Genomic DNA, 13,341 nt, shown 5'->3' with positions numbered 1-13,341 from the left:
GCCGCTCAGCGTTCCCTCAGCCGCGGCATCAGCTCGACAAAGTTGCAGGGCGTGTGCCGGCTGTCGAGCTGGTCCTTCAGGATACCGTCCCACCCATCCTTCACCGCGCCGGTCGATCCCGGCAGCGCGAAGATATAAGTGCCACGCGTCACACAGGCGCAGGCGCGCGACTGGATGGTCGAGGTGCCGATCGTCTGGAAACTCAGCCAGCGGAACAGTTCGCCAAAGCCCGGGATGGGCTTGTCCTGCACGCGTTCGATCGCTTCGGGGGTCACATCGCGCCCGGTCACGCCGGTGCCGCCAGTGGTGATCACGCAATCGACCTGATCGTCGTCGATCCACTGCGTCAGCCGCTCGACGATCGCCGCGACGTCGTCGATGACGATCGTCCGGTCGGCGAGCACATGGCCAGCGGCCAGCACTCGGGCGACCAGAATATCGCCCGACCGGTCGTCGGCGGGCGTGCGGGTGTCGGACACCGTCATTACCGCGATCCTGACCGGCAGGAACGCGGCCTTCTCGTCAATTGGCACTGAAGAACGCGCTCGGCGCCTTCGCGCTCAGCCTGACCGACGCAGCGCCGGGAAGGCCAGGGAAGCGCGGCCACATGCCCTGCGAGAGAGCGACGCGGCTCGGCGACACGGTCTTGCCGCTCTGGCTTTCGTACATCCAATAGTTGCGGAGCACGGTCGAGACATAACCGCGCGTCTCCCAATAGGGGATCGATTCGATATAGAGCAGAGGATCGCCGCCATCGCGCGACTGCGCGTTCCAGATCTGCACCGGCAATGGCCCGGCATTATAAGCGGCGATCACCTTGGGCAGCAGCCCGCCGGTCAGCGGCAGATCGCGCAGTTGCTCGAGATAGCTTTGTCCGACCTCGATATTGGTCGATGGACGGGTAAGGGCCGACCGGTCGAAGCTGCGGCCCTGTTTGCGTGCGATATCGCTGGCCGCGCCGGGGCGCACCTGCATCAGGCCATAAGCGCCCGCGCTGCTCACCACATCGGTGCGGAATTTCGATTCCTGGAGGGTGTGGGCATAGACCAGCGAGCGGTCGACGCGCCAGCCGCCATCGGGCGTCCAGTTCGGCGCCGGATAGCGCGCCTCGATCGATGCGGTGGCGCCGACCGGACCGTTATGCGCCAGCCACACCAGCGTGCCAGGCAAATTGAGCGTCGAGGTGAGGCGGACCAGCGAGCCGAATTCGCTTGGGTCGCCCAGTTTCGCCTGCTGCTTGATCACTTCGTCGGCGAGCGAGGTCTCGCCGATTTCGACCAGCGCGGCGGCAACGCGGATATTGGGGCGGCGACCCAGCGCCTGCCAGTCGCCGGCGATATAGCTGGCGGTGCGCGGGGCGGCGTCACGAATGCCCAGCGCCTGGCGCGCAAGCAGGCCGTAGAATGTCTCGCGATACTGCGACGCGCTTTTCAGCCGTGCCTCGATCCGTTCCGGCCGGCCGCAGGCCATATCGGCGCGCGCTGCCCAATATTGGCCGGCGGCGCGAAGTTCGATGTCGCTCGCACGGGCCGCGACCGTCTCGAAGCCGCTTTCCGCCGCTGCGCAATCATGCTGCCGCCATGCGGCAAGCGCATTGACCCAATCGCCCTGGACCGCCCAGTCGCCGCTGCCGAGCGCAGCCTTGGCCGCCATCGTTCGCGCATTGGCGTCATCACCTTGCAGGTAATAGATCCAGGAAACCTTTTGCTGCCATTCGGTCTGCGCCTCGGGCGTCAGGCCTTCGGTGGCGTCAAGCAATGCCTGGGCTTCGACGCCCTGGTCGGCTTTGACGTAAGGCTGCATCTTGATCGCCAGTTCGGCGGCGACCAGGTCGCTCTTGATGCTCTTGGCCCGCGACCGGACCGGTGCGCTGCCAAGCCAGGTCAGCCGGCGGGCTTCGGGCAGGGTGGGCAAATCGATCGCGCCGCGCGATTTCGCCATGGTCAGCATTTGCGCCGCCTGAGGCAGTTCCGGCGCTTCGCTCAGCAGCTTCATCAACGGGTCGAGATCGGCCTTGGGCGAGCCCTTGGCGGTGAGCAGTTCGGCCCGGGCGATGGCGTGGAGCGGGCCGGGCTTCATCGAATCGAGCTGGAGTTGCGCATCGAGCCATTTCTGCGCCCGGATGCTGGCGAAGACCGCGCGATATCCATCGCGCTGCGTGGCATCGAGTTGAGTCGGAATGCCGCCGCCCGAGCGCGTCGTCTCCGCGTGCGCCGTATCGGGAAGCGCGGCATCGGCTGCATCGGCCGCATAGGCCTGGCTCAGCGGTGCCGCTGCCAGCGCGCAGGCCAGCAAGGCCTTTCCGGTTGCATGTCGGATCACGATTCCAGTCCCCCGATCAACATCTGCAGGTCTTTCCACGCCTCGGCCTTGAACGCCGGTTTCTCGAGCAGGAAGCGCGGATGGAAACTCGCCACCGCGTCGATCTCGATCTCCACCGTGCCAAGATTAAGGTTAAGCGTTCGTAAACCACCGCGCGCGCGCGCCGCATCCGCCCCAAGCAACGCACGGCTCGGCGCATTACCGAGCAAAAGCACCCGTTTAGGCCCGGCGAGCGCGACATGATGGCGCGCCAGTTCGTTCAGCCGATCCCCGATTTCGGGCGATATCCGGCCGCTGACCGGCCGCGCGGTGCACAGTGCGGCGAGATAGATCGATGAACGGTCGCGGCCGATCGCCGCCAGCATCCGGTCGAACAGGCGACCGGCCGCCCCGCTCATCAGCATGCCGCTCTGGGCATCCTCGCGCTCGGGCACGTCGACCAGCACCATCAGGTCCGACGACGCCGTGCCTTGCGCCGCGATCATCGGTTCGGGCCAGCCCGCTTCCGGCGCGTCGGGCCCCGATCGCCAGGCGGCAAAGGCCTCCAGCGTATCGGGCAGGACAAAGGGTGCCGCTACGGCGGCTTGATCCTCGACCACCGGTGGCGCCTCGACCCGCGCAAGCCAGTCGCGCGGCGCTTCGTCGATCGTCGCATCGACGCCGGCCTCGCGCCACCAGTCGATTGCGCTCGCCGCGGCATGTCGCCAGTCGAAATTTTGGTCAGCCCCCATCACATGCCTTAGAGTCACTAGTTGACGGCGCGGTCAATTCGCTGGCACCGGGACAAGGACAAGACGTTCCCGGGACGCGACGAGCGCGCGTGCGAGGACGTCAGACGGAGGACGAAGATGAGCGACCGTGAGTCGATGCCCTATGACGTGGTGATCGTCGGCGCAGGCCCCGCGGGTCTGGCCGCGGCGATCCGGCTGAAGCAACTTGCCGCCGAAAAGGGCGGCGACGTGTCGGTCTGCGTGCTCGAAAAGGGCTCCGAAGTCGGCGCGCATATCCTGTCGGGCGCGGTGGTCGATCCGAAGGCGCTCGATGAGTTGATCCCGGACTGGCGCGAGCGTGGCTGTCCGATGGCCGAGGTGCCGGTCAACGACAATCAGCACTGGATCCTGACGAAGAACAAACAGTTCGGCATGCCGCACTTCGTCACGCCGCCCTTCATGCACAACAAGGGCACGTACACCGGCAGCCTGGGCAATCTGTGCCGCTGGCTGGCGGCGCAGGCGGAAGAGCTTGGCGTCGAGATCTTTCCGGGTTTCGCGGCGGCCGAGGTGCTGTTCAACGAAGACGGCTCGGTCAAGGGCGTCGCGACCGGCGACATGGGCGTGGCGCGCGACGGCACGCACAAGCCCGATTACACGCCGGGCCTCGAACTCCATGCCAAATACACCTTCTTCGGCGAAGGGGTGCGCGGGCATTTGTCGAAGGAGCTGATCCGCACTTTCGACCTGGCGAAGGACAGCCAGCCACAGGTCTATGGCCTGGGCATCAAGGAATTGTGGGATATCGATCCCGAAAATCATTTCCCCGGCCGCGTGATCCATACCCAGGGCTGGCCGTTGACCGAGACCGAAGGGTCGAACGGCGGCGGCTTCCTCTATCATCAGGCCAATGGCCAGGTTGCGCTCGGTTTCGTCACCTGGCTCAATTATTCCAACCCCTATCTCTCGCCCTTCCAGGAAATGCAGCGCTGGAAGACGCATCCGGCGATCGCCGCGATCCTGAAGGGCGGCAAGCGCGTTTCCTATGGCGCGCGCGCGATCAGCGATGGCGGGTTCCAGTCGGTGCCGAAGCTGGTCTTCCCGGGTGGTGCGCTGATTGGCGACAGCGCCGGCTTCCTCAATGTGCCGCGCATCAAGGGCAGCCATACCGCGATGAAGTCGGGCATGATGGCCGCCGAAGCCGCGTTCGATGCGCTCGCCGCCGGTCGCGAGCATGATGAACTCGCGGCGTTCCCCGAGGCGTACAAGACCAGCTGGGTCGCCAGGGAATTGTCCAAGGTCCGCAACGTGCTGCCGCTGGTCGAGAAGTTCGGCGAGCTGCTCGGGTCGGGGCTGGCCGGCATCACCATGTGGGCCGAGCATCTCGGCGTGAAGATGCCCTTCACGATGAAGCACCACAAGGACAATGAGACGCTGTGGCGCAAGGATCTGGTCAAGCCGATCGCTTATCCCAAGCCCGATGGCGTGCTGACCTTCGACCGTCTCTCCTCGGTGTTCCTGTCGAACACCAATCATGAGGAGGATCAGCCGGTCCATCTGACGCTCAAGGACCCGGCCATCCCGGTCGATTATGATCTGCCGATGTATGACGAACCGGCGCAACGCTATTGCCCGGCGGGCGTTTACGAGATCGTGGGCGAAGAAACCGGCGATCCGAAGTTCGTGATCAACGCGCAGAATTGCGTCCACTGCAAGACATGCGACATCAAGGACCCGACCCAGAACATCAATTGGGTCGTGCCCGAAGGCGGCGGAGGGCCGAACTATCCGAACATGTAATCGCCTGTTGCTGCTGGGGCTCGCGCTGAGTGCCGCGAGCCCGGCCTGGGCGGGCGCGGATCTCAGCGCCTATGCGCGTGCGCGGGCCGCCGATGGCGATGGCCATACGCAGGTCGCGGTGGCAAGCTATGGCCAGGCGCTGCTCCAGACGCCGGAAAGCGTCACCGTCGCCCGGCGCGCCTATCGCGAAGCGCTGGAAGCGGGCGATGACGCGCTGATCGACCGGTCGCTGGCGATACTGCAGAAAAATGGCGAAGCGCCCCCGGATGCGGCGCTGCTCATGCTGGCGACGGCAATCCGGCAGAATGACGTGCCCGGCCAGCAAGCGGCGCTGAAGCGTATCTCGACCGGACCGTTCGAATTCGCCCAGCCCGCGCTTCAGGCCTGGGTGACGTTCGGTGCGGGCGGCGACGCGCTTGTCGGGCTCGATCCGGACAAGGGCAAGTCGATCGCGCGCCGCTTCAATGCCGAAAATCGCGCGCTGCTGCTGATCGCAACCGGGCGAGTCGATGACGGCGTGGTCGCGCTGCAAGCATTGCTCGGTGCCGATCAGGCGAGCCTCGATCTGCGCGTCAACGCGGCGCAATTGCTTGCCGCCCAGGGCCGGAGCGAAGTCTCTCAGGCGCTGCTGCGCGGCGACGATCGCGTGATCGTCGCGTTCCGCTCGCGCCTTGGCGCCGGCGTGAAACCGTCGGCCGGGTTCGGCGTGTCGCGGCTTTTCCTGCGTCTCGCCGCTGATCTGGCGGAGGGCGACCCGACGCCGATCTCGGTCGCATTGATCCGCGCGGCGTTGCGCGTCGAGCCGGACAATGACCGGGCGCGGTTGCTGCTGGCCGATGCCCTGTCGCGCAACGCCGCGAATGAGGGCGCGCTTGCCGCATTGCATGCGATCGGGCCCGACAGTCCGTTCCATGCCGTCGCGCTTGATGCCCGCATCACGGTGCTCAATCGCGCCGGAGATTCCGCACGCGCGCTGCTGGCGGCGACGGCATTGTCGGCTGCACCGGGCGCGGACAGCGAAGATGCGACGCGGCTTGGCGGACTGTTCGTCGCCGCGCGGCGCTATAATGACGCGGCCAAGGCCTTCACCTTGTCGATCAAGCGCGTGGGCAAGGACGTCACCTGGGCGCATTATGTCCAACTCGGCGGTGCGCTCGACCAGGCGAAACGCTGGCCGGAAGCGCGCAAGGCGCTGGAAAAGGCGGTTGAGCTCGCGCCCGACGAACCGCTGGCGCTCAATTATCTCGGCTATGCCCGGATCGAGCGCGGCGAGAAGATCGCGGAATCGCGTGCGATGCTCGAACGCGCCAGCAGCCTGGCGCCCGATGACGCATCGATCACCGACTCGCTCGCCTGGGCCTATTACCGTACCGGCGACGCGCCGCGCGCCTTGCCGCTGCTCGAACGCGCGGCGCGGGCCGAGCCTGCCAATGGCGACATCTCGGAGCATCTCGGCGATGCCTATTGGGCGGTCGGTCGTCGCTATGAGGCGCGTTATTCCTGGCGCGCCGCGGCGGTCGTTGCCAATGCCGACGATACGGCGCGGCTGACCGCCAAGATCGCGTCCGGGCCAGTCGAAGGCAATCGGCGCCCGTGATCATCGAAAAAGCGCCGGCCAAGATCAATCTTGCGCTGCACGTCCGTGCGCGCCGCACTGATGGCTATCATGAGATCGAGACGCTGTTTGCGTTCCTGACCCATGGCGATGAGGTGCGGCTGGCACCCGGCGATGCCGGCCTGACGATCGAAGGGCCTTTCGCCTCAGGACTGGCGGGCGAGGGCGATAATCTTATCACTCGGGCTGTCAGATTATTCTCACAAGAATTTGAATTATCTGACGAAGTGTCGGTCGTTTTGCAAAAGAACCTGCCCATTGCCTCAGGCATTGGCGGGGGTTCCGCCGACGCCGCCGCGACGTTGCGCGCACTTGCCGGATTGCATCGCATTGCCGTTGATGACCGCCGCCTGATCGCGTGCGCCGAAGCACTTGGTTCCGACGTGCCGGCGTGCCTGCTGGGCAGGAGCGCGATCGGAACGGGCAGGGGCGAACGGCTTGTGCCGCTGGACGGCCTTGCCGGAACGCCGGTGCTGCTGGTCAATCCCGGGATTGCCGTTTCGACCGCCACGGTATTCGGCGCGTGGGACAAGGTCGATCGCGGACCGATCGGCGATGGCGCGTTGCTCGATCGCGCCCGCAACGGCCGCAACGATCTCGAGGCGCCGGCCCGCGCCGTGGCGCCGGTGATCGGCGATGTGCTCGATCGCCTGGCGCTGCACGCCGATCCGGTCCTTGTTCGCATGTCGGGTTCCGGCGCGACCTGTTTTGCGCTCTATGAAACCGAGCTAGAGCGGAGCCATGCCGCCACCGCGATCCGGGCCGGCCATCCCGGCTGGTGGTGTCTCGAATCGACACTCGCATGACAGTTTTCCGTCCCGAACTGGCACAATGCCGTGGCGATTTTCGTCGGCCGTCTCCGTGCGATGCATCTGGCATCGCTCTTGCTCCGTACCGTTTGAACGGATCCGCCGCTCTGCGCGGCGCGTCCGCTGATGGTCCACGGTTCTCCCGCGCGCCATCCGACAGGAAGGGCGGCGGGTTCGGTCTCGCTGCCCTTCTTTTCATCCCATGAGCGCGCCGATCATTCTCGACGGCAAGAGCGGCGGCATTCTGCTGATCTGCGACCATGCGTCCGATGCGGTGCCGCCGGGCATCGACCTCGGCATCGATGCGGCGCTGCTCGGCAAACATATCGCGATCGATATTGGCGCAGCCCCGCTGACCGAAGCATTGGCGGCCGATCTCGGTGTTCCGGCGATCTTCGCCACCGTGTCGCGCCTGGTGATCGACCTTCATCGTCAGCCCGATCATCCATCGCTGATGCCGACGATCAGCGATGGGCATGCGATTCCCGGCAATGTCGCGGCCGATCGCACCGCGCGCATTGCCCGCTTCCACGCGCCCTATCATCGCGCGCTGGCGCAACTGGTTCGGCAATACCGCCCGACTTTGCTTGCCTCGATCCACAGTTTCACGCCCGAACTCGAACAGGGCAGTGCGGGACGCCGCCCATGGGAGGCGGGCATTCTCTATAATCGCGACACGCGCGCGGCGCGTCTTGCCGTCGATTTGCTGCGCGACGCTGGCGTCACGACCGGTGACAACGAACCCTATTCCGGCCGCATTCTCAACGCGACGCTTAACCGGCATGGCGAAGCCAATGGCATCGCCAGCCTGGCGATCGAAATCCGCAACGACGAAATTGCCCATGCCGCCGGTGTCAGGAAATGGGCGGAAATTTTGGGCCCGATGCTCGAAACCTTACGCAACAGACTTGCGTCAAAGGGCCCTCTCGCGACATAGGCTGTCGCATGACCCGCATATTCGACAAGTCTCGCCTGCCGAGCCGCCATGTTTCCGTTGGCCCCGAGCGCGCCCCGCATCGCAGCTATTACTATGCCATGGGGATTTCCGAAGAGGACATCGCCCGGCCCTTCGTCGGACTCGCCAGCGCGGGCAATAACTCCGCGCCCTGCAACACCACGCTCGATGCCCAGGCCGATGCCGCGCAGGCCGGCGTGATCGCGGGCGGCGGCATGCCGCGCCGTTTCAACACCATCACCGTTACCGACGGCATCGCGATGGGCCATCAGGGGATGAAATCCTCGCTGGTCAGCCGCGAGGTGATCGCCGATTCGGTTGAGCTCAGCGTACGCGGTCATTGCTACGACGCGCTGGTTGCCTTTGCCGGCTGCGACAAGTCGCTTCCCGGCATGATGATGGCGATGCTGCGGCTCAACGTGCCGAGCATTTTCGTCTATGGCGGCTCGATCCTGCCCGGCAGCTATCACGGCAAGGACGTGACCGTGGTCGATGTATTCGAGGCGGTCGGCCAATATGCCGCGGGCGGATGCCCGTTGCAGGAACTGATCGAGCTCGAAAAGGTCGCTTGCCCCGGCCATGGCGCGTGCGGCGGGCAATTCACCGCCAACACCATGGCGTGCGTCGGTGAGGCGATCGGCCTGTCACTGCCCAATTCCAACATGATGCCCGCGCCCTATCGCGGCCGGGATGAGATCGCGCGCGCGGCGGGCGATCAGGTGATGGCGCTGCTCGAGGCGAATATCCGCCCGCGCGACATCTGTACGCGCGAAGCGTTCATCAACGCCGCGCGCGTCGTGGCGGCGACGGGCGGGTCGACCAACGGCGCGCTGCATCTGCCCGCCATGGCCAATGAGGCGGGCATTGAGTTCGACTTGTTCGATGTAGCGGAAGCTTTTAAATCAACCCCTTACATCGCCGACCTGAAACCTGGCGGCAAGTATGTGGCGAAGGACATGTACGAAGCGGGCGGCGTTTACATGCTGATGAAGACGATGCTCGCGGGCGGGTTCCTCGACGGCAATTGCCTGACCGTGACCGGCAAGACGCTCGGCGAGAATATCGATCAGGTGACCTGGAACCCCGACCAGAAAGTCATTTATGACGTCAAGACGCCGATCATGGCGACGGGTGGCGTGGTGGGTCTGCGCGGCAGCCTTGCCCCCGACGGCGCGATCGTGAAGGTCGCCGGCATGCACCGCCTGCAATTCAGCGGCCCGGCGCGGGTGTTCGATTGCGAGGAAGATTGTTTCGCCGCGGTCGAGGCGCGATCGATCAACGAAGGCGAAGTGATCGTCATTCGCTACGAGGGGCCAAAGGGCGGCCCGGGCATGCGCGAGATGCTGTCGACCACTGCTGCGCTTTATGGCCTTGGTCTCGGCGAGAAGGTCGCGCTGATCACCGATGGCCGTTTCTCGGGAGCAACGCGAGGGTTCTGCATCGGCCATGTCGGCCCTGAAGCGGCGGAGGGCGGCCCGATCGCGCTGGTCGAGAATGGTGATATCATCACCATCGATGCCGCGGCGGGAACGATCGACCTCGATGTGGCGGACGATGTGCTCGCCGAACGGCGCGCGCGTTGGCAGCCGCGCATCAACGATTACCAGTCCGGTGCGCTGTGGCGCTATGCGGCGACGGTCGGCCCGGCTTATAAGGGCGCGGTCACGCATCCGGGAGCCAGTGCCGAACGTCATGTCTATGCGGATATCTAGCGGAATCCTGCTTGCCCTGTGCGCCACGGCCTGTGGCGAGACGAAGACTGATCATGGCGCATTGGCCAAGGTCGAGGCGGAACAACGTGCCGCGGTCGAGGACAAGGGCGAGCTGATCTGCGCCCAGGGCGGCTCGGGCGATTTCGCGCGCGTCTGCACGATCGATCGGGAAACCACCGCTGACGGCCTGATCCTGACCGTGCGTCATCCCGACGGTGCCTTTCATCGCTTGCTGGTGACCAAAGACGGCAGGGGCGTGGTCGCGGCCGATGGCGCGGAACAGGCCAGGGTCACCGTGCTCGCCGACAACAAGATCGAGGTCGCGCTGGGCGGCGATCGCTATCGCCTGCCGGCCACCGTGCGCGGGCCTGCTGCCGCGCCTTCATCCACGGCGCCATGACGCCACTTTCGGGTAAGCCTGTTGTAACCGCAGCGGAAATGCGCGCGGCGGAGGAGTTGGCAATTGCCGCGGGAACCAGCGTCGACCGCCTGATGCTCCGCGCGGGAACCGAAGTCGCTCACGTCGTCAGGCGTCTGGCCATGGGAAGCGACGTCCTGATCCTCTGCGGTCCCGGCAACAATGGCGGCGATGGTTATGTCGCGGCCACGGCCTTGCGCGATTGGGGCTTGCCGGTCCGCATTGCCGCGCTCGCGGCGCCGGCCACCGCAGCCGCGCGCACCGCACGTCAAGGCTGGACCGGCCCGGTCGAAACACTCACCGATGCGACATCCGCCCCGATCCTGGTCGATGCGCTGTTCGGCACTGGCCTGTCGCGCTCGCTCGATCCGGCGCTCGTCGCCACGCTGCGACGGCTGAACCGCCGCGCGCGCCTGTCGATTGCGGTCGATCTGCCCAGCGGTGTTGAAACCGATAGCGGCGCGTTGCTCGGTGACATTCCCCCCGCTGACGTCACGCTGGCGCTGGGTGCGGCGAAGCCGGCGCATTTGCTCTACCCCGCAGCCGGACGGTGCGGCGCGGTGCGGATCCTCGATATCGGGGTTGCGGTATCGAGCGACGCCACTGTGTTGGGTGTGCCGCAGCTGCCTGTGCCGGGTCCGGAATCGCACAAATATTCGCGTGGCATGGTCGCGATCATCGGCGGCGACATGCCGGGGGCGGCGGAATTGTCCGCCACTGCCGCTCTTCGCGCCGGTGCGGGCTATGTTCTGCTGCTTACATCGCATGGTGCATTACAGCCCCATGCCATTGTTCGTAAAGAATTTGCTGCCGATGCACTGACCGACAAAAGGATCGGCGCACTCATTATCGGGCCGGGCCTTGGGCGGGGCGGGGAGGCAAGGGCGCGGCTCGATCAGGCTTTGGCGTCATCCGCTCCGCTGGTGATCGACGGTGATGCGCTCCACTTGCTCGATGCGGCACGGCTCGCCGCGGTTCGGGGTCGTTCGGCGCCCGCGATCATGACGCCACATGCCGGTGAATTCGATGCGCTGTTCGGTCCAGGCAAGGGCAGCAAGATCGATCGCGCTCGTACCGCCGCTGCGCATTCGGGGGCGACGATCGTCTTCAAGGGCGCCGACACCGTCATCGCATCGCCCCAGGGGCCTGTCAGCATCGCTCCGACCGGCAGCCCCTGGTTGTCGACTGCCGGTACGGGCGATGTCCTGGCTGGTGCGGTCGGTGCTTTCCTCGCGGCGAATGGCAAGAAGCCTTTCGATGCGGCCTGTGCCGGCGTATGGGCCCATGCGCGCGCCGCACAGCGACTGAGCGGCGCCTTTATCGCTGATGACCTTGCAGACGCCCTGACGGCCGTCAGGAGCATTTTATGACTGACACCATCATTCGTGTTGCCGCCCGTGGCGAAGGAATCACCGCTGACGGTCGCCACGCCGCGCTGGCTGCGCCTGGTGATACTCTGACCGCCTCCGGTGACGTCATTCCCGGCCCGCATCATCAAGTGCCGCCATGCCGTCACTTTCCGCGCTGTGGTGGATGTCAGCTCCAGCACCTCGATGACGTCAGTTATAGCGACTTCATCATTGACCGCATCACGGGCGCGCTGGCGGCGCATGCGCTCGAAACCGAAATTCGCGCACCCTTGCTGTCGCCCGCCTTCAGCCGCCGCCGCGCCGCGCTGCAGGCGGAAATGAAAGGCGGCCGGGTCCAGATTGGCTTCAGCGAGAATGCCAGTCACGTTCTGGTCGATATCGAGGAATGCCATATCCTCACCCCGGCGCTGTTCGCGGTCATCGCGCCGTTACGCCCGCTGCTCGCCAAATTCCTCAAGAAGAACCGCCGCGCCCGCCTGCATCTGACCGAGGCCGACCAGGGCATTGATCTGCTGGTCGAAGGCATCGAGCCCGAAGGGCTGGCCGCGGCCGAAGCGATCAGCGCCTTTTGCAGCCGATATAATGTCGCGCGCTTCGCGATCGATGGCGGCCTCGGTCCTGAGGTCCGCTGGGAGCCTGAGCCCGTCACCATCACTCTGAGCGGCATTCCCGTTGCGTTGCCGACCGCAGCCTTTCTTCAGGCAACCCGCGAGGGAGAGGGAGCGTTGATTGCCATGGTGCGCGAGGCTATCGGCGGCGCCACCATCACCGCTGACCTGTTCGCCGGTCTCGGCACCTTCACTTTCGCGCTTCCGGGCCGCGTCTATGCTGGCGAAGCGGCGCGGGATGCGATCGGCGCGCTCAAATCGGCCGCAGCGCTGGCCGGCCGCCAGATCTTCGCTGACCATCGCGATCTGTTCCGCCGTCCACTCACGACTGTCGAACTGGATCGGTTTCAGGCGATCGTGCTTGATCCGCCGCGTGCGGGCGCGCGCGAACAGGCATTGCTGCTGGCCGAATCAAAGGCGCCGCTGATCGCCTATGTTTCATGCAATCCCAGCAGCTTCGCGCGCGATGCCGAGATGCTGTGCAAGGGCGGATATACGCTCGACTGGATCCAGCCGGTCGGTCAGTTTCGCTGGTCCACGCATGTCGAACTGGCGGCGAAGTTCAGCCGCTAGGCGGGCAGGGCAAATGGTGCCGTAGAAGCGCGTAGACTATCTGCGATATGATCGGCAAAATATCTGTCATCTCACTTTATTAACACGAATTTTTGTCGTGCAGCGCCGATGTTCGCCATGGCGGCGCAGCGCGTCGATTCAGATGTCCATTCGACCTCGTCATGCTTGCTCTCCGGCGCAAATATTGCGCGCCGGGCAAGAGCAATTCGGCCGACCCGTTGAATCGGCAGAACCGGAATCGAACAGAACATGACATTCAGCCCGCCTTTTCCCGTCACTCCCGCAGCACAGCGGAAAAACTCCCGTGAGAATCCATCAAAACTCCCGCAGCTTTTCCCGCAGACTCCCGCAGAACCCTCAAAAAGCATTTTCCCCCAGAAACTCCCGCAACAACTCCCGCAGCTGCGGGAGTTTCGATCGATCGCGGCAAGCGGCCCAGACCCGCTGTG

12 protein-coding genes are annotated in these 13,341 nt (G+C 65.3%); 8 read left to right on the top strand and 4 right to left on the bottom strand.

All coding sequences use genetic code 11. The features are described 5' to 3' along the window. Positions 1-5: 5 nt before the first annotated feature. From moaB to OO12_RS09030, 3 genes are read right to left on the bottom strand one after another with little or no spacing between them, the layout of a single operon-like run. On the bottom strand, positions 6-533 hold the full coding sequence (gene moaB, locus OO12_RS09040; RefSeq protein WP_034158337.1) for a molybdenum cofactor biosynthesis protein B: 528 nt from the start codon (positions 531-533) through the stop codon (positions 6-8). Further along, positions 523-2,322 (bottom strand): lytic transglycosylase domain-containing protein, encoded by a 1,800-nt coding sequence (locus OO12_RS09035; RefSeq protein ID WP_082006431.1) that lies wholly within the window; start codon positions 2,320-2,322, stop codon positions 523-525. The genes moaB and OO12_RS09035 overlap by 11 nt, the downstream gene beginning before the upstream one ends. Beyond that, the gene (locus OO12_RS09030) at positions 2,319-3,053 is read right to left on the bottom strand and encodes a uracil-DNA glycosylase (protein ID WP_034158336.1); all 735 of its coding nucleotides are present in this window, start codon (positions 3,051-3,053) and stop codon (positions 2,319-2,321) included. Before OO12_RS09030 ends, OO12_RS09035 begins: the two co-directional genes overlap by 4 nt. Positions 3,054-3,170: 117 nt before the next feature. Between OO12_RS09030 and OO12_RS09025 the strand changes: the two genes are divergently transcribed. From OO12_RS09025 to OO12_RS08990, 8 genes are all read left to right on the top strand, one after another. Beyond that, a complete protein-coding gene (locus OO12_RS09025) occupies positions 3,171-4,832 on the top strand; it encodes an electron transfer flavoprotein-ubiquinone oxidoreductase (RefSeq protein WP_034158528.1) in 1,662 nt (553 codons plus the stop codon). A 7-nt stretch (positions 4,833-4,839) separates the two neighbouring features. Further along, entirely contained in the window at positions 4,840-6,429 is a 1,590-nt protein-coding gene (locus tag OO12_RS09020) for a tetratricopeptide repeat protein (RefSeq protein WP_052215693.1), read from the top strand. After that, entirely contained in the window at positions 6,426-7,253 is an 828-nt protein-coding gene (locus OO12_RS09015) for a 4-(cytidine 5'-diphospho)-2-C-methyl-D-erythritol kinase (protein WP_034158335.1), read from the top strand. Before OO12_RS09020 ends, OO12_RS09015 begins: the two co-directional genes overlap by 4 nt. 205 nt (positions 7,254-7,458) lie before the next feature. Beyond that, positions 7,459-8,193, top strand: coding sequence for an N-formylglutamate amidohydrolase (locus tag OO12_RS09010; RefSeq protein ID WP_034158334.1), 735 nt, complete (start codon positions 7,459-7,461; stop codon positions 8,191-8,193). Between the two features lie 8 nt (positions 8,194-8,201). Then, positions 8,202-9,923 carry a dihydroxy-acid dehydratase gene (gene ilvD, locus OO12_RS09005; protein ID WP_034158333.1) on the top strand — a complete coding sequence of 574 codons (1,722 nt, stop codon included), beginning with the start codon at positions 8,202-8,204 and terminating at the stop codon, positions 9,921-9,923. Further along, positions 9,910-10,323 carry a hypothetical protein gene (locus tag OO12_RS09000; protein WP_052215692.1) on the top strand — a complete coding sequence of 138 codons (414 nt, stop codon included), beginning with the start codon at positions 9,910-9,912 and terminating at the stop codon, positions 10,321-10,323. Before ilvD ends, OO12_RS09000 begins: the two co-directional genes overlap by 14 nt. Beyond that, entirely contained in the window at positions 10,320-11,711 is a 1,392-nt protein-coding gene (locus OO12_RS08995) for a bifunctional ADP-dependent NAD(P)H-hydrate dehydratase/NAD(P)H-hydrate epimerase (RefSeq protein ID WP_034158331.1), read from the top strand. The genes OO12_RS09000 and OO12_RS08995 overlap by 4 nt, the downstream gene beginning before the upstream one ends. After that, a complete protein-coding gene (locus OO12_RS08990; protein ID WP_034158330.1) occupies positions 11,708-12,892 on the top strand; it encodes a class I SAM-dependent RNA methyltransferase in 1,185 nt (394 codons plus the stop codon). Before OO12_RS08995 ends, OO12_RS08990 begins: the two co-directional genes overlap by 4 nt. A gap of 71 nt (positions 12,893-12,963) precedes the next feature. Here the strand turns inward: OO12_RS08990 and OO12_RS27965 are convergent, their stop codons facing one another. Beyond that, positions 12,964-13,170 carry a hypothetical protein gene (locus OO12_RS27965; RefSeq protein ID WP_160296768.1) on the bottom strand — a complete coding sequence of 69 codons (207 nt, stop codon included), beginning with the start codon at positions 13,168-13,170 and terminating at the stop codon, positions 12,964-12,966. Positions 13,171-13,341 lie beyond the last annotated feature (171 nt).

Origin of the sequence: Sphingomonas sp. ERG5 (genome assembly GCF_000803065.1) — a bacterium.
GTDB lineage: Bacteria > Pseudomonadota > Alphaproteobacteria > Sphingomonadales > Sphingomonadaceae > Sphingomonas.
Note: the sequence above shows the minus strand (reverse complement) of the source record. Positions and strands in the feature narration are given on the sequence as shown.